General features: G+C 64.1%; 24 protein-coding genes, 1 tRNA gene and 1 riboswitch. Of the genes, 14 read left to right on the top strand and 11 right to left on the bottom strand.

Annotation, left to right across the window (positions count from 1 at the left end; all coding sequences use genetic code 11):
* Positions 1 to 185 precede the first annotated feature (185 nt).
* Together BLV45_RS01755 and BLV45_RS01750 are read left to right on the top strand one after the other, a co-directional pair.
* Complete coding sequence (locus BLV45_RS01755) at positions 186 to 1,844, top strand: MFS transporter (RefSeq protein ID WP_090528082.1); 1,659 nt, start codon at positions 186 to 188, stop codon at positions 1,842 to 1,844.
* A 111-nt stretch (positions 1,845 to 1,955) separates the two neighbouring features.
* Positions 1,956 to 2,032, top strand: a tRNA-Met gene (locus BLV45_RS01750).
* 73 nt (positions 2,033 to 2,105) lie between these two features.
* Here the strand turns inward: BLV45_RS01750 and BLV45_RS01745 are convergent.
* Both BLV45_RS01745 and BLV45_RS01740 read right to left on the bottom strand, forming a co-directional pair.
* A complete protein-coding gene (locus tag BLV45_RS01745; protein WP_090528079.1) occupies positions 2,106 to 2,444 on the bottom strand; it encodes a hypothetical protein in 339 nt (112 codons plus the stop codon).
* A 126-nt stretch (positions 2,445 to 2,570) separates the two neighbouring features.
* Positions 2,571 to 3,296 (bottom strand): FadR/GntR family transcriptional regulator, encoded by a 726-nt coding sequence (locus tag BLV45_RS01740; protein WP_245753094.1) that lies wholly within the window; start codon positions 3,294 to 3,296, stop codon positions 2,571 to 2,573.
* 203 nt (positions 3,297 to 3,499) lie between these two features.
* On the opposite strand from BLV45_RS01740, the gene dgoD reads away from it, so the two are divergent.
* Both dgoD and BLV45_RS01730 read left to right on the top strand, forming a co-directional pair.
* On the top strand, positions 3,500 to 4,648 hold the full coding sequence (gene dgoD, locus BLV45_RS01735) for a galactonate dehydratase (protein ID WP_090528075.1): 1,149 nt from the start codon (positions 3,500 to 3,502) through the stop codon (positions 4,646 to 4,648).
* 311 nt (positions 4,649 to 4,959) lie between these two features.
* A complete protein-coding gene (locus BLV45_RS01730; RefSeq protein WP_090528073.1) occupies positions 4,960 to 5,262 on the top strand; it encodes a hypothetical protein in 303 nt (100 codons plus the stop codon).
* Positions 5,263 to 5,411: 149 nt separating this feature from the next.
* Here the strand turns inward: BLV45_RS01730 and BLV45_RS01725 are convergent, their stop codons facing one another.
* The gene (locus BLV45_RS01725; RefSeq protein WP_090528070.1) at positions 5,412 to 6,341 is read right to left on the bottom strand and encodes a CopD family protein; all 930 of its coding nucleotides are present in this window, start codon (positions 6,339 to 6,341) and stop codon (positions 5,412 to 5,414) included.
* A complete protein-coding gene (locus tag BLV45_RS01720; RefSeq protein ID WP_090528067.1) occupies positions 6,338 to 6,538 on the bottom strand; it encodes a hypothetical protein in 201 nt (66 codons plus the stop codon). Before BLV45_RS01720 ends, BLV45_RS01725 begins: the two co-directional genes overlap by 4 nt.
* A 260-nt stretch (positions 6,539 to 6,798) precedes the next feature.
* Between BLV45_RS01720 and BLV45_RS01715 the strand changes: the two genes are divergently transcribed.
* From BLV45_RS01715 to BLV45_RS01700, 4 genes are all read left to right on the top strand, one after another.
* On the top strand, positions 6,799 to 7,530 hold the full coding sequence (locus BLV45_RS01715) for a c-type cytochrome (protein WP_090528064.1): 732 nt from the start codon (positions 6,799 to 6,801) through the stop codon (positions 7,528 to 7,530).
* A gap of 21 nt (positions 7,531 to 7,551) precedes the next feature.
* Positions 7,552 to 8,850, top strand: a complete 1,299-nt coding sequence (locus BLV45_RS01710; protein WP_090528062.1) for a c-type cytochrome — start codon at positions 7,552 to 7,554, stop codon at positions 8,848 to 8,850.
* A gap of 137 nt (positions 8,851 to 8,987) precedes the next feature.
* Positions 8,988 to 9,608 (top strand): PAQR family membrane homeostasis protein TrhA, encoded by a 621-nt coding sequence (trhA, locus tag BLV45_RS01705; RefSeq protein ID WP_090528059.1) that lies wholly within the window; start codon positions 8,988 to 8,990, stop codon positions 9,606 to 9,608.
* Positions 9,609 to 9,817: 209 nt separating this feature from the next.
* The gene (locus BLV45_RS01700) at positions 9,818 to 11,383 is read left to right on the top strand and encodes a DEAD/DEAH box helicase (protein WP_090528056.1); all 1,566 of its coding nucleotides are present in this window, start codon (positions 9,818 to 9,820) and stop codon (positions 11,381 to 11,383) included.
* 30 nt (positions 11,384 to 11,413) lie between these two features.
* On the opposite strand, the gene BLV45_RS01695 is transcribed toward BLV45_RS01700, so the two are convergent.
* The 3 genes from BLV45_RS01695 to BLV45_RS01685 form a co-directional block, all read right to left on the bottom strand.
* Positions 11,414 to 11,932: a hypothetical protein gene (locus BLV45_RS01695; RefSeq protein ID WP_090528053.1), complete on the bottom strand. Its 519-nt coding sequence runs from the start codon at positions 11,930 to 11,932 to the stop codon at positions 11,414 to 11,416.
* A 108-nt stretch (positions 11,933 to 12,040) separates the two neighbouring features.
* Entirely contained in the window at positions 12,041 to 12,844 is an 804-nt protein-coding gene (locus BLV45_RS01690; protein ID WP_407670969.1) for a ferritin-like domain-containing protein, read from the bottom strand.
* A 532-nt stretch (positions 12,845 to 13,376) separates the two neighbouring features.
* Positions 13,377 to 15,014, bottom strand: coding sequence for a gamma-glutamyltransferase family protein (locus tag BLV45_RS01685; RefSeq protein ID WP_090528046.1), 1,638 nt, complete (start codon positions 15,012 to 15,014; stop codon positions 13,377 to 13,379).
* A gap of 280 nt (positions 15,015 to 15,294) precedes the next feature.
* On the opposite strand from BLV45_RS01685, the gene BLV45_RS01680 reads away from it, so the two are divergent.
* Complete coding sequence (locus tag BLV45_RS01680; protein ID WP_090528043.1) at positions 15,295 to 16,074, top strand: DeoR/GlpR family DNA-binding transcription regulator; 780 nt, start codon at positions 15,295 to 15,297, stop codon at positions 16,072 to 16,074.
* A 312-nt stretch (positions 16,075 to 16,386) separates the two neighbouring features.
* Positions 16,387 to 16,584 (top strand): hypothetical protein, encoded by a 198-nt coding sequence (locus BLV45_RS01675; RefSeq protein ID WP_176954051.1) that lies wholly within the window; start codon positions 16,387 to 16,389, stop codon positions 16,582 to 16,584.
* Positions 16,585 to 16,705: 121 nt separating this feature from the next.
* Here BLV45_RS01675 and BLV45_RS01670 read toward each other — a convergent pair whose 3' ends face one another.
* Entirely contained in the window at positions 16,706 to 17,080 is a 375-nt protein-coding gene (locus tag BLV45_RS01670; RefSeq protein WP_090528039.1) for a hypothetical protein, read from the bottom strand.
* Positions 17,081 to 17,258: 178 nt separating this feature from the next.
* Between BLV45_RS01670 and glpD the strand changes: the two genes are divergently transcribed.
* The 3 genes from glpD (at position 17,259) to BLV45_RS01655 (ending at position 21,416) form a co-directional block, all read left to right on the top strand.
* Positions 17,259 to 18,794 carry a glycerol-3-phosphate dehydrogenase gene (gene glpD, locus BLV45_RS01665; RefSeq protein WP_090528036.1) on the top strand — a complete coding sequence of 512 codons (1,536 nt, stop codon included), beginning with the start codon at positions 17,259 to 17,261 and terminating at the stop codon, positions 18,792 to 18,794.
* A gap of 201 nt (positions 18,795 to 18,995) precedes the next feature.
* Positions 18,996 to 20,501, top strand: a complete 1,506-nt coding sequence (gene glpK, locus BLV45_RS01660) for a glycerol kinase GlpK (protein WP_090528033.1) — start codon at positions 18,996 to 18,998, stop codon at positions 20,499 to 20,501.
* A 228-nt stretch (positions 20,502 to 20,729) separates the two neighbouring features.
* Positions 20,730 to 21,416: an HAD family hydrolase gene (locus tag BLV45_RS01655; RefSeq protein ID WP_090528030.1), complete on the top strand. Its 687-nt coding sequence runs from the start codon at positions 20,730 to 20,732 to the stop codon at positions 21,414 to 21,416.
* A gap of 117 nt (positions 21,417 to 21,533) precedes the next feature.
* Here the strand turns inward: BLV45_RS01655 and ribB are convergent, their stop codons facing one another.
* From ribB to BLV45_RS01640, 3 genes are all read right to left on the bottom strand, one after another.
* On the bottom strand, positions 21,534 to 22,253 hold the full coding sequence (gene ribB / locus BLV45_RS01650; protein ID WP_090528026.1) for a 3,4-dihydroxy-2-butanone-4-phosphate synthase: 720 nt from the start codon (positions 22,251 to 22,253) through the stop codon (positions 21,534 to 21,536).
* A 153-nt stretch (positions 22,254 to 22,406) separates the two neighbouring features.
* A riboswitch (FMN riboswitch) is annotated at positions 22,407 to 22,568 on the bottom strand.
* Between the two features lie 81 nt (positions 22,569 to 22,649).
* Positions 22,650 to 23,333: a helix-turn-helix domain-containing protein gene (locus BLV45_RS01645; protein ID WP_090530945.1), complete on the bottom strand. Its 684-nt coding sequence runs from the start codon at positions 23,331 to 23,333 to the stop codon at positions 22,650 to 22,652.
* 125 nt (positions 23,334 to 23,458) lie between these two features.
* Positions 23,459 to 24,625, bottom strand: coding sequence for an MFS transporter (locus BLV45_RS01640; protein WP_090528023.1), 1,167 nt, complete (start codon positions 24,623 to 24,625; stop codon positions 23,459 to 23,461).
* A 100-nt stretch (positions 24,626 to 24,725) separates the two neighbouring features.
* Here BLV45_RS01640 and BLV45_RS01635 point away from each other — a divergent pair, with 100 nt between their 5' ends.
* Positions 24,726 to 25,697, top strand: a complete 972-nt coding sequence (locus tag BLV45_RS01635; protein WP_090528020.1) for a LysR family transcriptional regulator — start codon at positions 24,726 to 24,728, stop codon at positions 25,695 to 25,697.
* The last annotated feature ends 16 nt before the right edge of the window (positions 25,698 to 25,713 follow it).

The raw sequence follows: 25,713 nt of genomic DNA, 5'->3' as shown, positions 1-25,713 counted from the left end.
ATTGACACCACATTTGACGATTTTGGCTTCACATTAACAGACGTAAGAAGACATTGAAGCCTCGATACAGTGCTCTTATTTACGGGACAAGCGTCAGTAGGCAGTAAGTTTTCGCTCCAATAATCGGCTCACGGGTTCGCCTTGCCGGCGGGTCCGCACGCTTATATCAATATTGGAGACGACATATGGCAACCGTTGGCGGGCAAATCTCGCACGCGCCGATGACACGCGACGAGAAGCGGGTGATCTTCGCTTCGTCGCTCGGCACCGTTTTCGAATGGTACGACTTCTACCTGGCCGGCTCGCTGGCTGCTTACATCAGCAAGAGCTTCTTTTCCGGCGTCAACCCGACTGCGGGGTTCATCTTCACGCTGCTCGGTTTTGCGGCCGGCTTCGCGGTGCGTCCGTTCGGCGCGATCGTGTTCGGCCGGCTCGGCGACATGGTGGGCCGCAAGTACACGTTCCTCATCACGATCGTGATCATGGGTCTGTCGACGTTCGTCGTCGGCTTCCTGCCGGGTTACGCGGCCATTGGCTTTGCGTCTCCGGTGATCTTCATTGCGATGCGCCTGCTGCAGGGCCTCGCGCTCGGCGGCGAGTACGGCGGCGCGGCGACCTACGTCGCCGAACATGCGCCGGCTAACCGTCGCGGTTACTACACCGCGTGGATCCAGACGACGGCCACGCTCGGCCTCTTCCTGTCGCTGCTGGTGATTCTCGGCGTGCGTACGTCGATGGGCGAAGACGCGTTCGGCGTATGGGGCTGGCGCATTCCGTTCATCGCGTCGATCCTGCTGCTCGCGATCTCGGTGTGGATCCGTCTGCAACTGCACGAATCGCCGGCGTTCGAGCGCATCAAGGCCGAGGGCAAGACGTCGAAGGCGCCGCTGACCGAAGCGTTCGGTCAATGGAAGAACCTGAAGATCGTGATCCTCGCGCTGGTCGGCCTGACGGCGGGTCAGGCGGTGGTCTGGTACACGGGCCAGTTCTACACGCTGTTCTTCCTCACGCAGACGCTGAAGGTGGACGGCACGAGCGCCAACATCCTGATCGCGCTGGCGCTCCTGATCGGCACACCGTTCTTCCTGTTCTTCGGCTCGCTGTCGGACAAGATCGGCCGCAAGCCGATCATCATGGCCGGCTGCCTGATCGCGGCGCTCACGTACTTCCCGCTGTTCCACGCGCTCACGCACTACGCGAACCCGGCGCTCGAAGCCGCGCAGCAGAAGTCGCCGATCGTCGTAATCGCGAACCCGGACGAATGCTCGTTCCAGTTCAACCCGGTCGGCACGGCGAAGTTCACGAGCTCGTGCGATATCGCGAAGAGCGCGCTGTCGAAGGCCGGCCTGAACTACGACAACGTGGCTGCTCCGACGGGCACGCTGGCCGAGATCAAGGTGGGCGACACCGTCATCAACACGTATGACGGCAAGGCTGCGGACGCGAAGGATCAGGGCAAGACGTTCGACAAGACGCTCGGCGACGCGCTGAAGACGGCCGGCTACCCGCCGAAGGCCGATCCGTCGCAGATCAACTGGCCGATGACGGTCGTGATCCTGACGATCCTCGTGATCTACGTGACGATGGTGTACGGGCCGATCGCGGCGATGCTGGTGGAAATGTTCCCGACGCGGATCCGCTATACGTCGATGTCGCTGCCGTATCACATCGGCAATGGCTGGTTCGGCGGCTTCCTGCCGGCGACCGCCTTCGCGATCGTCGCGGCGAAGGGCAACATCTATTCGGGGCTCTGGTATCCGATCGTGATCGCGCTGGCGACGTTCGTGATCGGCATGCTGTTCGTGAAGGAGACCAAGGACTCGAACATCTACGCCGACGACTGACGGTGCGGCTGCGGCGCCCGCTCGAGGAGGGCGCCGCTGGATGAGCGGCCACAAATATGGCGCGCGGGGGTTGACAGCCCCTGCCGCCATCCGCATAATCTCGCTTCTTTCGGCGAATTAGCTCAGTTGGTTAGAGCGACGGAATCATAATCCGCAGGTCCGGGGTTCGAGTCCCTGATTCGCCACCAGTTGTAAAAAAAGCCGCTGCTTCTCACGAAGCAGCGGCTTTTTTGTTTCCAGCGCGCTCAGCCCAACGCAACGCTACTTCCCCTTCAGCGTCGAAAACGGCTGCACCAGCTCAAAGCACGCAAACTGCGCCTCCGGCATGCGCGTCTTCTGCTCGATCTGGTGCTGCTCGATACACTTGAACGCGCCCTGTTCCCGCTGCAGATAAAACGTCTGCGTCGAATTCGCCTCGCCATGCCGCTCGTCGATCACCGATACGATCCGGTAACCGTCCTGCACGAGCGTGAACAAGGTTGCCTGGCTGGGCTGCCACTGGCTCTCGGGAACAGGCTCCGCCTGCACGGCCAGCGAGGCCATCGCAGGCAGAAACGCCAGGGCAAGCGCGAGCCTGCGCGCGACGAAACTGACTGACATGAACGACCCTCCTCTGCTCGGTTGACTGAACGCCTCCGCAGCCAGTTGCCAGCATTCACGCCAGCACCAGCGTTACTTCAGCAGCACAATCCGGGCCTCAGACCTTAGCACGCCACCCGCGCACGTTCACCCTTCGATGCGCCGGCGCGTCACGCCGAGCAGGCTCGCCATCGCCTGACGGGCGGCCTCGGCGTCGCGATCGCGGATCGCCTCGAAGACCGCCGTGTGCTCCGCGAGCGACGCGTTGAACACGTCCGCCCGCCGCGCGTTCAGTTGCAGTTGCGCCTCGAGCGTGCGCTCGATCAGCGTGCCGAGCGGAATCAGCAACTCGTTGCTGCACGCCGTCAGCACGTTCAGATGAAACTGAAGATCGGCCCGCACCCATTCGTCGACGTTGCGCGCCGCCACCATCGAAGCATGCGCGGCATCGAGCGCGGCAAACGTCCCGTCGCTCCACGACGACGCGGCAAGCGCCGCCGCATATGGCTCGATCATCTCGCGCATTTCCTGCAGCTTGAGCGCGAACGCCATCGGCGGGGCGACGCGCGAGTACCAGTCGAGCACGTCGGCATCGAGCAGATTCCACGCGCTTTTCGGACGCACACGCGTGCCCACCCGCGGACGCGACTCGATCAGGCCTTTCGACGTCAGCGTGCGCAGCGCCTCGCGCAACACCGTCCGGCTAACACCGAACGCCTCCATCAGCTCCGCTTCGCGCGGCAGGATAGATTCGGGCGCATAGTCGCCGCGCAGGATGGCGGTCGCGAGCAGGTGGGCGACGCGCCCGTGCAGATCATGCTGAATAACGTTTCTCCGCTTTCTTTTGCCATCGCTGCGCGACGGGTAACTCACTGGAACGTCCCGGATTATCCGGCATCAGACCGGGAACGTGAGCGAACGATTCAAGCCATGCACAGCAGTCGATGCCCACACCAATAGTACTATTAATACTACTTAACGGCGATTTTGTTGTAGGATGGGGTCCCCGTATCCATGATTTCACGGTTCCACCGTCCCACGATCTGGCCCGCAGCGGCAGTCAGGAGAGTCCCAGCATGAAAATCACCAAACTCGAAACCTTCATCGTCCCGCCGCGCTGGTGCTTCCTGAAGATCACGACGGACGAAGGCATCGTCGGCTGGGGCGAGCCGGTTGTCGAAGGCCGCGCGCACACGGTCGCGGCAGCCGTCGATGAGCTGTCGGACTACCTGATCGGCAAGGATCCGCTCCTGATCGAAGATCACTGGCAGGTGATGTACCGCGCGGGCTTCTACCGCGGCGGCCCGATCACGATGAGCGCGATCGCCGGCGTCGACCAGGCGCTGTGGGACATCAAGGGCAAGCATCACGGCGTGCCGGTGCATGCGCTGCTCGGCGGCCAGGTGCGCGATCGCATCAAGGTGTATTCGTGGATCGGCGGCGACCGCCCGAGCGACGTCGCGAACAACGCGCGTGCCGTCGTCGAACGCGGCTTCAAGTCGATCAAGATGAACGGCTCGGAAGAGCTGCAGATCATCGACACCTTCGACAAGGTGCAGGGTGTGATCGACAACGTCGCCGCCGTGCGTGAAGCGGTGGGTCCGAACATCGGCATCGGCGTCGACTTCCACGGCCGCGTACACAAGCCGATGGCGAAGGTGCTGGCGAAGGAACTCGATCCGTACAAACTCATGTTCATCGAGGAACCAGTGCTGTCGGAAAATGCCGAAGCGTTGCGCGATATCGTCAACCAGACGAACACGCCGATCGCGCTGGGCGAGCGTCTGTATTCGCGCTGGGACTTCAAGCACATCCTCGCGAACGGTTTCGTCGACATCCTGCAGCCGGACGCGTCGCACGCGGGCGGCATTACCGAGTGCCGCAAGATCGCGACGATGGCCGAAGCGTACGACGTCGCCATCGCGCTGCACTGCCCGCTTGGCCCGATCGCGCTCGCCACGTGCCTGCAGATCGACGCGGTGAGCTACAACGCGTTCATCCAGGAACAGAGCCTCGGCATTCACTACAACCAGGGCAACGACCTGCTCGACTACATCAAGAACCCGGAAGTCTTCAAATACGAAGACGGCTTCGTGTCGATTCCGCAGGGCCCGGGTCTCGGTATCGAAGTCAACGAAGAAAAGGTTCGTGAGATGGCGAAGGTCGGACATCGCTGGCGCAATCCGGTGTGGCGCCACGCAGACGGCAGCGTCGCCGAGTGGTAAGCACGGGAAACGCACAAGCGTGACTGCGTGACGGACGCCGCCTTTGTGGGCGGCGTTTCTGTTTGCGTCGCGCCTCTATGACGAAGCCGCGCATCGACGTGTTACGTGACGTCGATCCGGCGGCGTTTCAGTAACGTAACGTTCAAGCTCAAAAACGATGGAAACCGGCCGGACGCGTCGACGTCCGCGTTGCTCTCGCCAGGGCTGAAGCATTGCTGCATCACGCGTTGCGCGCGACGCGCCGGGTTCTGTCTGAGCTCTGGCCCACTCCTTGCTGAACTGGTTGAAAACGACATGAACCAGAGGCAGACATGGGTGAGTATCTTCCTGACTATCTGATCCGCGAACAGGCTGCCGTGGGCGCGCTGGTGGTATTCGCGGTATCGCGGATCATCTTTGCGGCGGTTGCATGTGATCGCGGCTGGCGCATCCCGATCGTCGAACGATGTTTCATCGCTGCAGCGGCGCTTTACTGCGTGCCGCAACTATTCGATCTGCTGATACACGCGTACGGCACACGCGCGGCGTTCGCCGAACTCGAAGGCAAGGTGGCGGGCGCGGCGATCGCGCTGTTCTTCGCGCCGATCGTCGGACACAAGCTGGGCTACGAATAGGCTCGCTTTCGACACGCAATGGGCGCAGTGAATACGACCATCGTGCGTCATGCACACCACCGCCTGCTTCCTGCCGGGTAACCATGTTCTTGCGTGTTCGTCGCCGGCTGACCGGCGGCGATCGTTCAACCAGTAGAGAACAGTCCGGATCAGCCCATCGCGGCGAAGGCAGGAATGCTGTGCGACAGCACGGCCGCCGCGACGAACACGCCCAGCATCGCGAGCGCTTCCAGATACATCACGTTGTTGAACGTGTGCGCATCCACGGTCGACGCGCTGCGCCGCAGGCGCGGCAGCGCCGAAAAGCGGTTGAGTCCGCCCAGCACGAGCGCGAGCGCGACCAGCGCCAGCTTGAGGATCAGCACATGGCCCCACGTGCTGGTGTCGATGGCTTCGAACGAGCCGCCCGAACCGCGCGCCGCGTTGAACGCGCCCGTCAGCAGCACGAACACGACCGCGACGAGCGACACGCTGGACACCTGGCCCGCCGTGCGGATCAGCACGCCGCGCGCGGTCGACGTATCCAGCGCCGGTAGCACGGTCAGCCCCGCGGACAGCGCGAGACCGCCCCACACGCTCGTGACGAGCACATGCAGCGTATGCATGCCGATTGCCGCCGACGCAATGCCGGCATCCGCCGCGTGGCCGAGCGCCGCCTTGCCTGCCGCGACGGCGATCACCGCAAGCCACAGCAGCGCGTTGCGCAACACCCCCTCATGGCTGGCCACCGACGTCAGCAGCAGCACAAGCGCGCCGCCGAACGCGAGACTCCAGGCAAAGCCGACGTGCGTCTGCGTGAGTACGGAGGGCACGACGCCGAACGCCTCGGGCAAACCGACGCCGCTCATCGTCGCACTTTCATACACAAGCCAGCCGAGATCGGCGAGCACCAGCACGACGGCCCCCGTCACCAGCGCGCGTTGCGCGCACAGCAACGCCGGACGCGCGGGCGCGATAGTCTGGCCACCGTCCTTCGCGAGCCACGCCGCGAGGAGCGCCGACCCGACGGCAAACGCAAAAGCAATGTTCATCAGCGAGGCCATCGCGACCTGCCCGATCCACAGTCCATTGACGCTCATCGCGCGGCGCCTGTGCTGTCCACGCGGCAACGCGCGCCCGGCGCCGCTTCATGCGTCAAAGACGGGTTTTCGATCACGGAATCCGGCAGCAGCAGGCAGACAAAATCAGTTGGCTTCATGAATGAAATGAGGAGATGAACAGAAAAAAACGGGAAAAACCAGGAAAAACGGAGTGAACGCGAAAGCAGACCGGACACGGAGCAGCGACGCCGGCAAGACCCGCGAGTGTACGCTTCGATGCCCTCGACGCGCGATGGTTTCAAACGTCTCGCCGGCCCCTTCGATGCAGGTGGCGCACATTCTGCGGCAAACTGTCGCATCGATGCGCAAGGCCGGAACTCACGTCAATGAGTCAAATAGTCACCATCAGTCATCGATGATAGAATGCTGCGTCGCCGCAGCGCCGGCTGGCTTCCACACCGAGCCGCTCGAAGTTCGGTCAGGTCCCCTGATTTTGATGGAGTTACGCGTGTCTTCAAGACGCATTTTCCGCCCATTGCTCGCCGTTCTGTTGATCGGCAGTGCAGGCGTCTTCAGCGCAGCGAATGCGCAGACCCAGCCCAAAGCCCCGGACACGATGGAGTCACGCGTGCAGGGTTGTACTGCGTGCCACGGCTCCCATGGTCAGGGTACCGATAACGACTACTTCCCGCGCCTCGCGGGCAAGCCGGCTGACTATCTGTTCAACCAGCTGCAGAATTTCCGCGAAGGCCGTCGCAAGTACCCGCCGATGAACTACCTCGTCACGTATCTCTCGGACGACTATCTCCATCAGATCGCGACGTACTTCTCGCAACAGCGTCCGCCCTATCCGCCGCCTGCGAAGCCGACCGTTTCGGCCACGACGCTCTCGCGCGGCGAGCAGATCGTGCTGCACGGCGATGTCTCGAAGCAGATTCCCGCGTGCGTGGCCTGTCACGGCAAGGCCCTGACGGGCATGGAACCGGCCATTCCGGGCCTCGTCGGCCTGCATGCCGACTACATCAGCGCACAGCTCGGCTCATGGCGCTCGGGTACGCGCCACGCGGTCGACCCCGATTGCATGCACACGATCGCCACGCGCCTTACCGATGAAGACGTGAACGCCGTCGCGGCATGGCTTTCCACGCAGCCGGCTCCGCATAACCCCGTGCCGGCTCCTGCCCGTTCGATGAAGACTCCGCTTGCCTGCGGCAGCGAACCGCAATAAGGCACCGGGAGAGATATTCAAATGAAACGCAAGTCCCTTTTCGCACTTTCGGCTGTTGTCGTCGCAGCAGCCGCCGCGCTTGTTCCGGTCCTGTGGACCGGCGGCGACAACCTGCATAACGGTTCAGCCGTTGCGGCAACGCCCGCCGACCAGGCCGAACTGATCAAGAAGGGCGAGTATCTCGCCCGCGCCGGCGACTGTATCGCGTGCCACACGGTGCGCGGCGGCAAGACGTTCGCCGGCGGCCTGCCGATGGCCACGCCGTTCGGCACGATGTTCACGCCGAACATCACGCCGGACGACCAGTACGGCATCGGCAAGTGGACCCAGGACGACTTCTACCGCGCGATGCACACGGGCCGTTCGAAGGACGGCAGCCTGCTGTATCCGGGCTTCCCGTTCACGAGCTACACGAAGGTCACGCGCGCCGATTCGGACGCGATCTACGCGTATCTGCGTTCGGTCACGCCGGTGAACGTGCCGAGCCGTCCGCACGAACTCCGGTTCCCGTTCAACCAGCGCAACATGCTGATTGGCTGGCGCACGCTGTTCTTCCGTGAAGGCGAGTACAAGGCCGATCCGACCAAGTCGGTCGAATGGAACCGCGGCGCGTACCTGATCGAAGGCCTTGGCCACTGCGGCATGTGCCACACGTCGATCAACGCGATGGGCGGTCCGGTGAGCTCGGCGGCGTTTGCTGGCGGTCTGATCCCGCTGCAGAACTGGTATGCGCCTTCGCTGACGTCGAACAAGGAAGCCGGCCTCGGCGACTGGGACACGAAGGACATCGCCGATCTGCTGAAGACCGGTGTGTCGAACCGTGGCGCGGTGTTCGGTCCGATGGCTGAAGTGGTTCACAACAGCCTGCAGTACATGTCGGACGACGACATCCACGCGATGTCGACGTACCTGAAGACCATTCCGCAGAAGAAGGAAGCGCCGGAAGGTCTGCAGCTCGAAACGTCGGAACAGTTCGGCGGCGAACTGCTGAAGCAAGGTCAGAAGATCTACACTGACAACTGCGCGAAGTGTCACGAAGCGAATGGTCTCGGCCAGCCGCCTAACTTCCCGCCGCTCGCGAACAACCAGTCGATCCAGATGCCGTCGGCTGTGAACCCGATCCGCATGGTGCTGAACGGCGGTTATCCGCCGAGCACGGGTGGCAATCCGAAGCCGTATGGCATGCCGCCGTTTGCCCAGTCGCTGTCGAATCAGGAAGTGGCTGCAGTGGTGACGTACATCCGTATGTCGTGGGGCAACCACGGCCAGCCGGTGTCGCCGCAACAGGTCAGCGATCTGCGTTCGGCGCCGCTCGATTAAGCGACGCCGGATGCATCCGGGGCGCGGCCAGCGGTTTTCGCGGGCTGCGCCCTTTGTTTTTGCCGGGTTCTGGTTTTGAGGTTCAGTTGCCGTCGCGCGTGTAGCATGAAGCGCATGAGGGCAGGCAGGAGAGTGCCGTGCATTTCGGTGAGCGATTCAACAGCATTACCCACCTCGTCGGCGCCGTGCTGTCGGTGGCGGGGCTGGCGACGCTCGTCACGATGGGCGCGCTCGATGGCGATGCGTACAAGGTCGTCAGTTTCGCCGTCTACGGTGCAATGCTGTTCGTGCTGTATGCTATCTCCACGCTTTACCACAGTGTTCGCCATCCGCGTCTGAAGGCGATCCTGCAAAAATGCGACCATTCGGCGATCTATCTGCTGATCGCCGGCAGTTACACGCCGTTCACGCTGGTTACGCTGCGTGGTCCGTGGGGCTGGTCGCTGTTCGGTGTGAGCTGGGGGCTCGCAGCCCTCGGTATCACGCAGGAACTGACGCTCGGGCGACGCACCCGCAGCGTTTCGATGGTGCTGTATGTATTGATGGGGTGGCTCGCGCTCGTTGCCATTCGTCCGCTGGTGGAAGCATTGCCGCCAGCAGGCACCGCATGGCTCGTGGCCGGCGGTCTCATCTACAGCGCCGGCATCTACTTCTTCATCAACGACGAGCGCATCCGGCATGGACATGGCATCTGGCACCTGTTCGTGCTGGCCGGCAGTCTGTGCCAATTCGTCAGTGTCGCGCGCTACGTCGCATGACATTCCACGGCGGCGAAATGCAACTTAACGCCAGTCGACGTGTCTTGATAGCGCGTTGATGCATCCGGTACGCCAGCGAGCGTACCGCCGATTTCCCGGCGATCAGCTTCAGGCCCCGGCTCACGCCCCGGTCTTTGCTTCCGCTTTCATCGCGCCTTTTCCGGCTGCGAACGAGCGGGTCGCCACATCTGCATTTACAAAGAGTTTCTATGTCTTTTGATTCCCTCGGCTTGTCCGAACCGCTGGTCCGCGCTGTACACGAACTGGGCTACACCTCCCCGACGCCGATCCAGACGCAGGCGATACCTGCCGTGCTGAATGGCGGCGATCTTCTTGCCGGCGCCCAGACCGGCACCGGCAAAACTGCCGGCTTCACCCTGCCGATCCTGCAACGTCTGACGACGATGCAACCGGTCAACAACGCAAGCGGCAAGCGCGCGGTGCGCGCGCTGATTCTCACGCCGACGCGCGAACTCGCCGCGCAGGTCGAAGAAAGCGTGCGCCAGTACGGCAAATACCTGAAGCTGAAGTCGACCGTGATGTTCGGCGGCGTCGGCATCAATCCGCAGATCGATGCGCTGCGACGCGGCGTCGATATCGTCGTGGCGACGCCGGGCCGTCTGCTCGACCACATGCAGCAAAAGACGATCGATCTGTCGCAGCTCGATATTCTCGTGCTCGACGAAGCCGACCGCATGCTCGACATGGGCTTCATCCACGACATCAAACGCGTGCTCGCGAAGCTGCCGGCGAAGCGCCAGAATCTGCTGTTCTCCGCGACGTTCTCCGACGAGATCAAGACCCTCGCCGACAATCTGCTCGACTCGCCGGCGCTGATCGAAGTCGCGCGCCGCAATACGACGGCCGAACTGGTCGCGCAAAAGATCCACCCGGTCGATCGCGACAAGAAGCGCGAACTGCTCACGCACCTGATCCGGCAACACAACTGGTTCCAGGTGCTGGTGTTCACGCGCACGAAGCACGGCGCGAACCGCCTCGCCGAACAGCTGACGAAGGATGGCATCAGCGCGCTCGCCATTCACGGCAACAAGAGCCAGTCGGCGCGCACCCGTGCGCTCGCCGAGTTCAAGGATGCGACGCTGCAGGTGCTCGTCGCGACCGATATCGCCGCGCGCGGGATCGACATCGACCAGTTGCCGCACGTCGTCAACTTCGATCTGCCGAACGTGCCGGAAGACTACGTTCACCGCATAGGCCGTACGGGTCGCGCGGGCGCGACGGGCGAGGCGATCTCGCTCGTGTGCGTCGACGAGCTGCAGCTGCTGAAGGACATCGAGAAGCTGATCAAGCGTCCGGTACCGCAGGAAGTGATCGCGGGCTTCGAGCCGGATCCGACGGCAAAGCCGGAGCCGATCCTGCGCCGCGGGCAAGGTGGCGGCGGTGGCGGCCGTCAGCCGCGGCAACCGCAAGGCGGCGCGCCGAAGCGTGACGGTGCGTCTTCGTCAAAGCCGGCGCAGTCGCGCCAGAACCCGCGTGGCGGTGCGCAGCAAAAGCCACAGCAGGCGCATGCCCAGGGCGGCAAGCCCGTGAGCAACGGTCCGGCCCAGGTGCGCAAGGACAATCCGCGTCACGAAACCACGCGTCATCACGACAAGCCGCGCGCCGCGTCGCACGAGGGTGGCAACGGCAGTGCGAACGGACAGCACGCGCCGCGCAAGCCGCAGCAGGCGGGCGGCAATGCCGGCGCCCTGCTGGGCGGCGGCGCGCCGCGCGGATCGCATCCTGCGCGTAACGGTGGACAGCGCGGTCGCTAGACTGCAGGTTCCATCGCTCGCATCAGCGAACTAACGGCCGGGGCTTGCTCCGGCCGTTTTTTTCAGGTGCTCGATCTGTTGCTTCCATCGGTCGAGCACCGTCTCGCGCTCCCCTTCCAGATCGAACGTAATGCCGCCGGTGAGGCGCGCATAACGCACGCGCTGCGCTTCGCCCGTATCGATTGACCCCGTGAAGCACGCCAGGTCGCCGCCCGTCCCGGGCAGCGGTTCGATATCGAGTTGCACCTGATAGAACGCATCGTCGAAGACGAAGGTCAGCGCCGCGCGGCCGCCTCCAGAGAGCGCGCGGGCAGCACGCGAATGCGGCCACAGCGCGAGACACAGCGTGCGCGAGTCCGGCGCGTACAACTCGCCGACGCCGAGCAGCGACGTGCGCAGATGACCGTTCGCATCGCGGGTGATGAGCGATGCGGTGAAGCCGATCTTCGTCTCCAGCGATGTTCCATCGAACGCCGCTCGCAATGCGGGCGGCCATTCGTCGAACACGTCCTGCTCGAGTGCTCGCTCGCGATCCGTTGAGGCGGTCATTACGTCGCTCCATGTGGGGTCATACAACACAGAATGCAGAATGGCCCGCGCAGGCGGGCCATCCGGTCACTGCCACGCCGCGGCATGCGCCGCGCGCGTTGTTCGGGGCTACCGAAAGAACACGTGCTGCGTGATCTTCGCGAGTGGATAGTGCACGCCCGGCTGGATCTTCGCGGGCAGATCGAGCGGCTTGAGCAGCATCTTCACGCACATATCGGCCGACAGATTGCGCCGCACCAGCGTATTGACGCGCGCCGCGCGGCTGCGATTGTAGGCCGGATCGTTGACGCGCTCGGGATAACGGATCGCAAACACATGACGCAGCGCGATCTCCGAGTCTTCGTTCTTGATCTCCATCACACGACGCATCAGCGCACCCAGCACAGCCAGCCGGCCGTTACCTTCGATCCGGTTGTACTTCTTGAAGTATCGGAGAAAGTGTTTGTAGTGGCGCACTTCATCGGTACGGATGTTGTCGGTGATTTCCTTCAGCACGGGTTCATCCGAGCATTCGCCGATCGCCCGATACAGCGTTGCCGTGCCCGTTTCGACGACGCACCGCGCAACCATTTCGAGCGCACGCGTCTTTTCGAAGTCTTCGAACGAACAGGTCAGCTTGTACTCTTCGAAGAAGTTGTGAAACGCCGTATCCCAGTCGAATTCCGGCCACACGTGCGCGATGTAGGTCTTGAGCGCGCGCCCGTGCTGCATTTCCTCGGGCTCCCATTCATTGTTGAGCCACGCGGACACTTCGCGGTCGCCATTGAAGAACGTGCTGAGATTGCTCGTGTAGAGATCGGTGCCGCTTTCAATGAACGACGCCGCGCACAGCAACAACAGCAGATCCTCGTTGACGGCCGCCTTCTGCCGGTCGATCCGGCTAAGATCGATGTCCTCGATACGCCAGGGCATCGCGTGCATGGAGTCTGTTCGCATTGTTCGTGCTCCCAAAAGCTGTCGCGACACGGGAACTTGCCAGGCCGTATGCCGCTTGCCCGGCTCGCTGCGCATCGTTGCCACATACAGCGCTTTGAAATGTTTAACCCCCCTCAACTGCATCTTAGCCAATGTTGCGCAAATATGCAGATACCACAGCACAGACCATGCCGACTGCCCGCAGTTCCGCGCGATACCAGGGAAAGCGCCCAGCCCGTCGACATTCGTCAAACGCCGGTTGCACCACATTGGTAACCGGCCGAAATCACGCGTAAGGCGGACGAAAAAAAGCAGCCGCGAACAACGGCTGCCGTTTTTTGCTGCGCCTGATATCTCGCCCACTGTTGCGTCGAACGCCTGAAGTAAGACACCTGGAGTAAGCGCGGTTCTCACCGGCCGGTCATGGAACGCGCGCGACCTCACCCAGCGGGAAAAACGCAAGACGGACACGACGGGCGGCGCTGCGTTTCACGCGCCGTCGCATCCGGGGCATGGCTTCTCCCCTGTACTAGAACCCCGCGGCGAGCCCGTCGCGCCGGCTGTCGCTCGCCGCCACATAGCCGCGCTCCGGCTCATTGCGGTCGAGCTTCCAGATGTACTGGCCCGAGCCGAAATCCATGTACGGGTCGTCGACGGACTTGATCGTGTGACCGAGGCCTTCCAGCGCGCTGGCAGTTTGCGGGTCGAGGGTGGATTCGATGTCGATCGTGAAGTCGTGGTTGACCTTCCAGCGCGGCGCATCGCACGCGGCCTGCGGCTGCTGGCCATAGTCGAGCATCCGCACGACGGATTGCAGATGGCCCTGCGGCTGCATGTCGCCGCCCATCACGCCGAAGCTCATGACCGCTTCCTGCTGGCCGTCGACCTGCTGCGTGAGGAACGCCGGGATGATCGTGTGGAACGGCCGCTTGCCGCCCTCGACGACGTTCGGCGACTTCGGATCCATCGAGAAGCCACAGCCACGGTTCTGCAGCGCGATCCCGCTGTCCGGCACGACGATGCCCGAGCCGAAGCCCATGTAGTTCGACTGGATGAAACTCACCATCATGCCGCGCTCGTCCGCCACCGACATATAGATCGTGCCACCCGCCTTCGGCATGCCGAAGTCGAACTGCTTTGCGCGCTTCGGATCGATCAGCTTCGCGCGCGAGGCCAGGTACGCGTCGTCGAGCATCTGTCCGGGCGTGACATCCATCGAGCGGGGATCCGCGACGTAGCGGTAAACGTCGGCGAATGCCAGCTTCATCGCCTCGATCTGCAGATGCTGCGACTCGATGTCATCGACCGCCAGCGACTTGATGTCGAAATGCTCCAGGATGCCAAGCGCGATCAGCGCGGCGATACCCTGGCCGTTCGGCGGAATTTCATGCACGGTATAGCCGCGGTAATCTTTCGCGATCGGCTCGACCCAGTCGGCGCGATAGTTGCGCAGATCGTCGAGCGTGAGCGCCGCGCCGCTCTGGCGGGCGAAGCCGGCGATCTGTCCGGCGATTTCGCCCTCGTAGTACGCGCGCGGGCCGAGTTCCGCCAGCTTGCGCAACGTCTTCGCGTGACCGGGAAAGCGCACCAGTTCGCTCACTTCGGGCGCGCGGCCGCGCGGCATGAACGTCTGTGCGAAGCCCGGCTGATCCTTCAGTTCAGGCACGGCCGCTGCCCATTTGTACGCCACGATGCTCGCCACCGCGTGGCCGCGTTCGGCGATCTCGATCGCGGGTTCCATCAGGTCGGCAAACGGCAGCGAGCCGAATTTCTGGTGCAGCGCTTCCCAGCCGGCAATCACGCCCGGCACGGTGACTGCGTCCCAGCCGCGCTTCGGCTGCCTCGCAAGGCCGTTTTCCTCACCGTACTTCTGCCTGAAATAGTCGACGTTCCATGCCGCCGGCGACACGCCCGACGCATTCAACCCGTGCAGCTTCCTGCCGTCCCACACGAGCGCGAATGCGTCGCCACCCAGGCCGCACGACACCGGCTCGACCACCGTGATGGCCGCCGCCGCCGCGATCGCCGCGTCCACCGCATTGCCACCCTTCCACAGCATGCGCAGGCCGGCCTGGGCCGCGAGCGGATGCGAAGTCGAGACGATGTTGCGGGCGAAGACAGGCAGGCGCGGTGTCGGGTAAGGGTTTTGCCAGTTGAAGCGGGTCATGTCAGACACTCTCAGTAATACGTGGCTTGACGCGGCATACAGCGTCGAGCCACTGGAAACGGGAACCCGAAATTGCATCGTGTTCGGGCACAAAAAACAAATTCATTTATTGACTGAATAAATGCAATAAACATCTGAATCCAGACCGGCGATCGTGCATGCCGGCAACCTTGCTGACAAGTCGCCCGAAGGTCTTACAATACGTCGACTCCAATATCTGCCCGCCAGAGGCGCGCCATGCGGCCCGCGCCGCTGAACCACGGCCAACGATCCTTTTGCCATGACCCGAGACCCACGCCTGACCCTGAACGCGCGCCAGCAGGAACTGCTCGAATGGGTCCAGCGCGACGGGTTCGTGACGGTGGACGACCTGGCGGCTCACTTCGACGTGACGCCGCAAACCATCCGGCGCGACGTGAACTGGCTCGCGGACATGAATCTCCTGCGTCGCTATCACGGCGGCGCCAGCCTGCCGACCAGCTCCGAGAACGTCTCGTACACCGCGCGTCAACGGATGTTCCACGACGAAAAACGGCGCATCGCCACGTTGGTGGCCACTCACATTCCCGATCAGGCATCGCTCTTCATCAACCTCGGCACGACGACTGAAGAGGTGGCGCGCGCGCTCAACCGCCATCGCGGCCTACGCGTGATCACCAACAACCTGAACGTCGCCAGCATGATGAGCGGCTACCCCGACTGCGAGGTGCTGGTGACGGGCGGCATCGTGCGGCCGTGGGACAAGGGGATCGTCGGCGAGCTGGCCATCGATTTCATCCGCCAGTTCAAGGTCGACTTCGCGATCATCGGCACGTCGAGCATCGAGGCGGACGGCACGCTGCGCGATTTCGACACCCGCGAAGTGCGCGTCGCGGAAGCGATCATCGAACACGGGCGCACCGTCTTTCTCGCCGCCGACCATTCGAAGTTCGGCCGCCCGGCACTGGTCCGGCAAGGGCATCTCGACCAGATCGACGCGCTTTTCACCGATGCCGCGCCGCCGCCCGACATGACCGAAACCCTCACGAACGCCGGCACGCAGGTCTACGTCGCCGAATAGTCGCGAGTGTCGCGATAGCCCGTACACGACACCCGGGCATGCGCGCTGCGTTTGCTGCACCGCACGCAAAACTTCGAGTGAAATCAAGGATCTGGCGGCGAAGCCAGACCGCCTCCAGCGCACCTTTCTGTCAACGGGAAAATTTTCCGGGGACGGTTTGGCGTTCTGCGTGCGGTTGACTACACTCCAGTTCCCCGGCGTACATACCGTGCGCGCCGGGGTGACTGCCCATGCCGCTGCCGTACAGCCGGATATCCTGCGCTGGTGCGGCGCGTTGCGCGCAATTCCGGGAACATTGACATGGAGAGAACAATGCTGAGTCCGCATGAATTCGCCACGTTGTTGCTCGTGAAAGACTCCCCCAATCAGACCGACATGGAACGCGACGAACTCGACGCGCTCCTCGAACGTCAACTCGTTCAGCTCGAAAAGCTTGCGTCCGGCCTCCAGCAGTGGCGTCTCACCGAAGTTGGCGATTCTGCGCTCAGGGCAATCAAGCGTTTCTCCTGACTGTTGCGCCCGTCATCTTTATCAGTATCGTCATCCGCGCCCACGGCGTGCGGCGACCGTACGCGTGTTCACGCCACAATCACCACGCGCTTCCCGCCCAGCGGTCGTGCGCGGCCGCGTGCTAGCCGCCGCGCAGGGTCGGATCGACTGTCGCCCGCCAGCTGAGCGCCTTCGCGCGCTGCGCGGTGAGGTACGCCACCCACTGGTTTCGCACCTGCGCGTCACCGCTCGTACCCTCTGCCGTGTAGTGCTGCGCGAGTTCCGACTGGAACGCGCAGTACGCCTCTTTCGATCCTTTCCCATGGCGGCTGCCGATGTACGCATCGAATAGCGTCGAATACACCGGCTGCGCGTCCTTGCCGTAATCGAGCGCCTGCCCGCCACACATTTCCTGCAGCGACGCGAACGACGGCGCGCCCATCGTGCCGCTCAGGCTCGGCGTACCGACGCACCCCGCCAGCAGCGCCGCCACGCCAGCTATCCAGATTCCACGCATGTTTCTCACCCCTTTTTGGCTCGTCTCGTGAGTATCGTCCGCGAGCGTGTACCGTGTCACCCTGGCCGTTCGGCTATCCGGTTAGCGAACTTTACTTTTTCGAATATGTTCATTAAAGTTCGTAAACGAACATTATGATTTCGTCAAAATTTCCTTCGGGATTCAGAGGGTACAGCCGGTGACGCAAGGTGCGAGATACGATCTGCTCGTCGTGGGCGGCGGAATCAATGGGGCGGGCATCGCGCGCGACGCCGCCGGGCGGAGCCTTTCCGTGTTGCTGTGCGAGCAGGACGATCTGGCGGCGCACACGTCGTCGGCGAGCACGAAGCTCATTCACGGCGGTTTGCGCTATCTCGAGTACCGCGAGTTCGGGCTCGTGCGCAAGGCGCTGCAGGAACGTGAAACGCTGCTGCGCGCCGCGCCGCACATCATGTGGCCGTTGCGTTTCGTCATGCCGCACATGCCGGACCTGCGGCCGGCGTGGCTCATCCGGGCCGGCCTCTTTCTCTACGATCACCTCGCGCGTCGCGAACTGCTGGCCGGTTCGCGCGGCATCGACATGCGCCGCCATCCGGCGGGCGAGCCGCTCGTCGACTCGATCCGTCGCGGCTTCGTGTATTCGGATGGCTGGGTCGACGACGCGCGGCTCGTCGTGCTGAACGCGCTCGACGCCGCCGAGCGCGGCGCCACCGTCCTCACCCGCACGAAACTCATCAGCGCGGTACGCGCGGGCGGCGAATGGCACGCGCGGCTCGAAAACGCGGACGGCCGCCTCATCGACATGCGCGCGGGCGCCATCGCGAACGCGGCGGGCCCGTGGGTCGGCGAACTGCTGCAGGGCGCGCTCGGGCGCGGCGCGGCGCACGGCGTGCGTCTCGTGAAAGGCAGCCATATCGTGACGCGGCGCCTCTTCACGCACGATCACGCATACATCTTCCAGAATCCGGACAAGCGGATCATCTTCGCCATTCCGTACGAGCACGACTACACGCTGATCGGCACGACCGATATCGAATACCACGACGACCCCGCCCAGGTCGCGATCACCGCCGGCGAAACGCAGTACCTGTGCGACTCGATCAACCGCTACTTCAAGCGCAGGATCACGCCGGCAGACGTCTGCTGGACCTATTCCGGCGTGCGCCCGCTGCTCGAGGAAGAAGGCGCGGACAACCCTTCGGCCGTCACGCGCGACTACCGCCTGGAACTCGACGCGCCGCCTGGGCAGGCACCGCTGCTGTCGGTGTTCGGCGGCAAGATCACGACGTTTCGCAAGCTCGCGGAAGAAGCGGTCGACGAACTTTCCCGCGTGCTCGAAGCGCCTGCGCCGGCCTGGACGGCCGGTGCACCGCTGCCGGGCGGCGACATCGCGAAGGCCGGTTTCGAGCGCTTCGCCGCGCAGTTTCAGCAGCAGCACGCGTGGCTGCCCGCCGACCTCGCGCACCGCTACGCGCGCGCCTATGGCACGCGCGCGGCGTATGTCGTCGGCCATGCGCGCGCGCTTGACGATCTCGGCCACGCGTTCGCGCCGGGTCTTTACGAAGCGGAACTGCGCTATCTTCGCGATACCGAGTGGGCCCGCTGCGCGCACGACGTGCTCTGGCGACGCTCGAAGCTCGGCCTGCATCTCATCGGGTCGGGCAGGCTCGACGTGGTCACGCACGAGATCGACGCGTGGTTCGCGCGCGAAGAAGACGTCGCCCAGCAAGCATGAAACCGGCGCGGCCGCATGTGGTGCTTGCGGCATGAGTACGCGCAAACGCAAAAGTAAACGCACGCGCATGACGGCCGGCCGTCGTGCATGACACGCCGCGCTAGCCGAAGCACGACCGTTACTGCATGCTGACGGAAACTGGAAACCGGAAACCCGCAGCCCGCGAACGCGCCGCGTCATGAAAAACATGGAGAAGACACAATGCAGGACCAGTACATCCTCGCGCTCGATCAGGGCACGACCAGCTCGCGTGCGATGCTGTTCGACCATGACGGCAATGTCGTGTCGATTGCGCAGAAGGAGTTCCAGCAGTTCTATCCGCACCCGGGCTGGGTCGAACATGATCCGCGGGAAATCTGGTCGACGCAGGCGGGCGTCGCCGCCGAAGCCGTCACGCGCGCCGGCCTGAACGGCACGTCGATTGCCGCGATCGGCATCACGAACCAGCGCGAAACGACGATCGTATGGGATCGCGAAACCGGCCAGCCGGTCTACAACGCGATCGTCTGGCAGGATCGCCGCACCGCGGATTTGTGCGACCAGTTGAAGGCACAAGGCCTCGAGGAAAAAGTGCGGGCGAAAACCGGCCTGCCGATCGACTCGTATTTTTCCGGCACCAAGATCCGCTGGATTCTCGACAACGTCGAAGGCGCGCGCGAAAAGGCGCGTCAGGGCAAGCTCGCGTTCGGCACGGTCGACAGCTGGCTCGTGTGGAATTTCACGCAGCACGGCCTGCACCTCACCGACGTGACCAACGCATCGCGCACGATGCTCTTCAACATCCACACGCTGCAATGGGACGACGAACTGCTCGACGCGCTCGATATTCCGCGCAGCATGCTGCCCGAGGTGCGTCCTTCGTCCGAGATTTATGGGCCGACGAAGACCACGGTGTTCGCTTCGAAAATTCCGCTCGCGGGGATCGCCGGCGACCAGCATGCCGCGCTGTTCGGGCAGATGTGTACGCAGTCGGGCATGGTGAAGAATACGTATGGCACCGGCTGCTTTCTCGTGATGAACACCGGCGACAAGCCGATCGAATCGAAGAACAATCTCGTCACGACCATCGCCTGGCAGATCGGCGACCAGATCAACTATGCGCTCGAAGGCAGCATCTTTATCGCGGGCGCGGTCGTGCAGTGGCTGCGCGACGGGCTCGGCATCATCAAGAGCGCACCGGAAATCGAGCCGCTCGCGCGCAGCGTGCCGCATTGCGACGGCGTCTATCTCGTGCCGGCGTTCACGGGACTCGGCGCGCCACACTGGAACGCACGCGCGCGCGGCACGCTCTTCGGCGTGACGCGCGGCACGACGTCCGCGCATATCGCGCGCGCGGCGCTCGATGCGATCGCCTATCAGTCGGTCGACGTGCTGCGCGCGATGGAAGCGGATTCGGGCATTCGCATCGCCGAGCTGCGCGTTGACGGCGGCGCGTGTACGAACAATCTGCTGATGCAGTTCCAGGCCGATATTCTGGGCGTGGATGCGGTGCGTCCGAAGGTCAGCGAAACGACCGCGCTCGGCGCGGCGTATCTCGCGGGGCTGGCGGTCGGGTACTGGAAGGACGTCGGCGAACTGCAGAGCCAGTGGAAGCTCGACCATCGCTTCTCACCCGCAATGCCGCCTGCCGACGTGAAAAGCTGCATCGACGGCTGGCATCGCGCCGTGCGTGCCGCGACGGCGTGGGCCGATTCACCGGAGCATTGAGCGGGTTAATGGTTTGGGCTGCGGGTTTGGGCTGCGGGTTTGGGCTACGGGTTTGGGCTGCGGGTTTGGGCTGCTCCTCGCCTTGCAGGCCGAAAACCCGCGCAGCACGGGCGCGCTGGCGAGCGCCCGCGCGCGACAACCACGTATGATGGCGTTTTCGATCCACGCCGGCCAACGCGTCACGAGGCCGACCGGCCCGCCCACCTGACCTCCGCACCCGTTTTACGCATGCTCGACCACCTCATCTGTGATTGCGACGGCGTTCTCGTCGACAGCGAAGTCATCGCCGATCACGTCATGCTCGATACGCTGACGTCCACCTTCCCCGGCATCGACTTCGAAGCCGCCGTGAAGACCGCGTTCGGCCAGCAGACCTCACGCTTCCTCGAAAACCTCGAAGCGAGCCAGAACATCATGCTGCCGGCGGATTTCCTGCAGACCGTCGAACACAACGTCGAGCGCGCGCTGGCTTCTTCGCTCTGCGCGATCAGCGGCGTGCGCGACGCGTTGCAACGCGTGACTTTACCGGCAGCGGTCGTATCGAACAGCCGGATGTCGCGCGTGCTCGCTTCGGTGAAACGCGCGGGGCTGACGGAGATTTTCGCGGGACGCATCTTCAGCGCCGAGCAGGTCGCGCGGCCGAAACCGTACCCCGACGTCTACCTGCTCGCCGCGCAGCAACTCAACGTGGAGCCGGCGCGCTGTGTCGTCGTCGAGGACAGCATTGCGGGGTTGAATGCGGCGCGCGCGGCGGGCATGAAGACGATTGCGTTCGTCGGCGCGAGTCACATCCCCGACGGTTACGCGGACGTGCTGCGCAACATGGGCATCACGCGGATCATGGAACACATGGACGAACTGCCCGCGCTGGTCGAAGCCGGCCGACGCGGCGAATTCGGCGACGTGCAGTCGTAGGTCACAGCGCGCGGGCCGATGTAGCGACGTCAGCTTCAATGTCGACGCAACCGGCTACGGCCCGCGTTTTCGTTTCTCAAAGCAAAGGCATCGCGCAACGAACCTGCCTTTCTTTCTTCACGCAGCGTCCGTGCAGCACTCACGCACCGTCGCCAGCGCTTCACGAAACGCCGCGAGTTCCGCGATCGTCAGCATCGGCAGATTGTGTCGCGCGGCGAAGCGCTCCACGTCGGCGCCGCGCGTCATCGTGCCATCGGCGTTCATCAGTTCGCACAGCACGCCAGCCGGCTTCAGCCCCGCGAGGATCGCGAGGTCGACAGTGCCTTCGGTGTGGCCGCGTCGCGCGAGCACGCCGCCTGGCATCGCGCGCAGCGGGAACACGTGCCCCGGACGGACGATATCGGCGGGCTTCGCATTATCGGCGATGGCCGCGCGGATCGTCGTCACGCGGTCGGCGGCGGAAACGCCCGTCGACACCCCTTCACGCGCCTCGATCGACACGGTGAACGCCGTGCCGTGACGGCTTTCGTTGTTGACGGCCATCGGCGGCAGTTCGAGCGCGCGGATCTTTTCGTCGGGCAGGCACAGACACACGATGCCGCTGCATTCGCGGATCAGCAAGGCCATCGTTTCGTTCGTGAGACGCTCGGCGGAAACGATCAGATCGGCTTCGTTCTCGCGGTCGTGGTCGTCCTGAAGCACGACGGCGCGACCCTCGCGCATCGCCTCCAGTGCTGCGGCGATACGGGGCGGAACAGCTTCGGTGGAAAGCAGGGGGAGATCGGCAAATGCGCTCTCGACATGCGCAGCCGGTGCAGGAAATGTAGCAAAAGACATGTGAAACGCTCCTCGCGGAAGTTGGGCGAAAAACGTTTCAGGGCATTGCAAACAGACAGAACCCCGTGCGCGCATCAGATGCGATGCGGTACACGTCCACGCGCCCCCGTTTGCATAGACGGACGAAACGCATGGGTTGGACCATGACCATCTGCACATCTTCTCTCATCCGGACTATGACCGTCGGCTCTGGCATTTCACCAGATCTGCTGACCCCGCTACAACGTGAAGCGCGGGCGCTCGCGGGCTCGCGGGCCGGACTGCCATGGCCTGCATACCGCCGGTGGGGAATTGCACCCCGCCCTGAAGACGCACTGATTGCCGGCTGGAACCGGCCGGCAAAGGATACACGAATTCGACGAAAGCGATCGCGCCGGACAACTCAACCCGGCGCTTTCACGACGCCGCCGGCCGCGTCGCCGCGTCGTGCGGGACGTCCCGGCGCGGCGGTGTCTCGGCGTTGAGCGTCACGCGAAACGCGCGCGTTTCGGTGTCGCCGGGATTGCGAAAACTGTGGGGCTGGTCCGCATCGAAGACGATCGCGTCGCCGGTTGCCAGCAACTGGCGCTGGTCATGCACGCGGACTTCGAGCGTGCCGTCGCTGACAACCAGGTTCACCGTCGTACCTGGCGCGCGGCGCGTTCCGGCTTCGGTGTGCAGCGGCGCGATCCGCAACTCGTGAAACTCGGCCGCGACGGGGGCGCCTTCGGGATACAGCGCGCGCGTCGAGTATCGCCCGCTGGCGCTGACCACGCGCGCCGCCTGCCCTGCCGGCAGATGCTCGAAACCGTTCACCGCGTGACGCCGCAAGAACGCCGCCACCGAAACCTTCAGCGCCGCCGCGACCTTGCACAGCACCTTGATCGACGGCACGCTGCGCGCGGATTCGATCTGCGCGAGCATCGCCCGCGAAACGCCGGACGCGCGTGCGAGTGCATCGAGCGAGAGCTGGCGTTCGGCACGCAGCCGGGCCAGGTTGATGCCGACGATCTGCTCGAGCGCGTCGAACGGTTCGGGCGCGCGGGGGCCGTCGGGCAGATCGGCCGCCGGGTCGCGAACCAGCGCAAGCGGAGAATGCATGGTGGCCTCCAGAAGCGCCGCCATCGGGCGGACGCACATCAGTGAAGAACCAGACTATCAGTGGATTTCGCCGCGCCCAACGAAGTTATCGTCACACCGTTATCAGCAATGCCGGTGCGCCCCGCTCACACCCGCTGCGGCACGATCGCCGAAGGCGCATCCATGCGCGCCGCCACGACGGTAAGCGCGAGCGCGAGCACCGTCACGCCGGCCGCCACCCACGGCAGCACATCCAGCGCATAGCCATGACCGATCGCGAGACCGCCGAGCCACGCGCCGCCCGCATTGCCGACGTTGAACGCACCGATGTTCAGCGTCGACGCGAGATTCGGCGCGGCGCTCGCCTTTTCGACGACGCGCATCTGCAGCGGCGGCACCGTCGCGAACGCGGCAATGCCCCACACGAACACCGTGATGCCGGCGGCGATCTGCGAATGGCTCGTCTTCGCGAAGATCGCCATGACCACGGCGAGCGCCACGAGAATGCCCATCAGCGAAGGCATCAGCGCGCGGTCCGCGAGCTTTCCGCCGATCGTGTTGCCGACAGTCAGCCCGATGCCGAAGATCACGAGGATCAGCGTCACGCCGTGCGGCGCGAAGCCGCTCACCTGCTCGAGAATCGGCGCAATGTAGGTGAAGACGACGAACACGCCGCCAAAGCCCAGCACGGTCATCATCAGCGCGATCCAGACCTGCGGGTCCTTCAGCACGCGCATTTCGTGGCCGAGGCCGGTCGGGCCGGCGTCATGCCGGTTGGGCACGAGCGCGGTGACGCCTGCCAGCGAGAGCACGCCGAATGCCGCGACGATCCAGAACGCGACGCGCCAGCCGAACATCTGGCCGATGAAGGTGCCGAACGGCACGCCCAGCACGTTCGCGAGCGTGAGGCCCGTGAACATCAGCGCGATCGCACTCGCGCGCTTTTCCTGCGGCACGAGCGAAGCCGCCACCACCGCGCCGATGCCGAAAAACGAACCGTGCGCGAACGACGTCACCACGCGCGCGACCATCAGCATCGAATAATTCCCCGCGACCGCGCACAGCACGTTGCCGACGATGAACACGCCCATCAGCAGTTGCAGCGCGAGCTTGCGCGGCATCCGGCTCGTGAGCGCGGCGAGGAGCGGCGCGCCGGCCGCGACACCCAGCGCATAACCGCTGACGAGCAGCCCCGCCGAAGGCAGCGTCACCGCCAGATCCCGCGCGACCTCGGGCAGGAGGCCCATGATCACGAACTCGGTCGTGCCGATGGCAAACGCGCTGATCGCCAGCGCTAAAAGTGGAATGGGCATCGCGCTCTCCAGGTTTCACAGGGGCGCATTGTCCCGGGTACGCATCGATTTGAGAATGGGCGTAGCATTTGAATCATTATCAAATTATTTTGAAAGATCGATGGACAACCTCGGAGACATTCGCCTCTTCGTCGAGGCGGCGCAACTGGGCAGCCTGTCCGCCGCGGGCCGCAAGCTGGGCCTCACGCCCGCCGCCGCCAGCGCGCGGCTCACGAAGCTCGAAACCGGCCTGCGGGCGCGTCTCTTCGAGCGCACGACGCGCCAGTTGCGGCTCACCGACGAAGGCCGCCTGTACCTGAACTGCTGCCGCCAGGCGCTGCAGGCGCTCGACGACGCCGAAGCCGCGTTGCAGGCCGGCCAGAACGTCGTGCGCGGCAAGGTGCGGATTTCCGCGACCTCCGACTTCGGCCGCAACCTGCTGATGCACTGGCTCGACGCGTTCAACGTGCAATACCCGGAAGTCACGTTCGCACTCACGCTGTCGGATTCGCTGTCGAACCTGCTGCAGGACGACATCGATCTCGCGATCCGTTTTGGCGTGCCGCCCGACAGCTCGCTCGTCGCGAAGCCGCTCGCGCCGAACCGGCGCGTGCTGTGCGCGTCGCCGGAATACATCGCGAAGCACGGCGAGCCGAAAGACCCGCGCGATCTGGCGCGCTTTGACTGCATCGTGCTCGGCACGGCTTCCGGCGCGATCAACGAATGGCGCTTCACGCGCGGCGACGAAGTGCAGCACTACACCGTGCCGCTCGATACGGCCCGCGAAACCAATGACGGCGCCATCGCCCGCGAATGGGCGCTACGCGGCTACGGCATCGTGATCAAGTCGATGTGGGACGTCGAAGCAGACCTGCGCGGCGACGGCCTGCGCGTGCTGCTGCCGGACTGGCGCTATCCGGATGCGCCGCTGCACGCGCTCTATCACCGCAACCGCTTCATGGCGCCGCGCGTGCGGGTGCTGCTCGACTTCCTGAGCGCGCGTTTCGCGCAGGTTTCCGGCGAACTGGAGGCGCTGCTGGGCTTCCCGGCACCCGCGCGGGCGCGCAAAACCGTCCGTCAGCAGGGGATATAATGTCGGACTACGCTAC

The sequence above is a fragment of the Paraburkholderia sartisoli genome (genome assembly GCF_900107685.1).
GTDB classification, from domain to species: domain Bacteria; phylum Pseudomonadota; class Gammaproteobacteria; order Burkholderiales; family Burkholderiaceae; genus Paraburkholderia; species Paraburkholderia sartisoli.
This window is presented reverse-complemented; position numbering and strand designations above follow the sequence as displayed.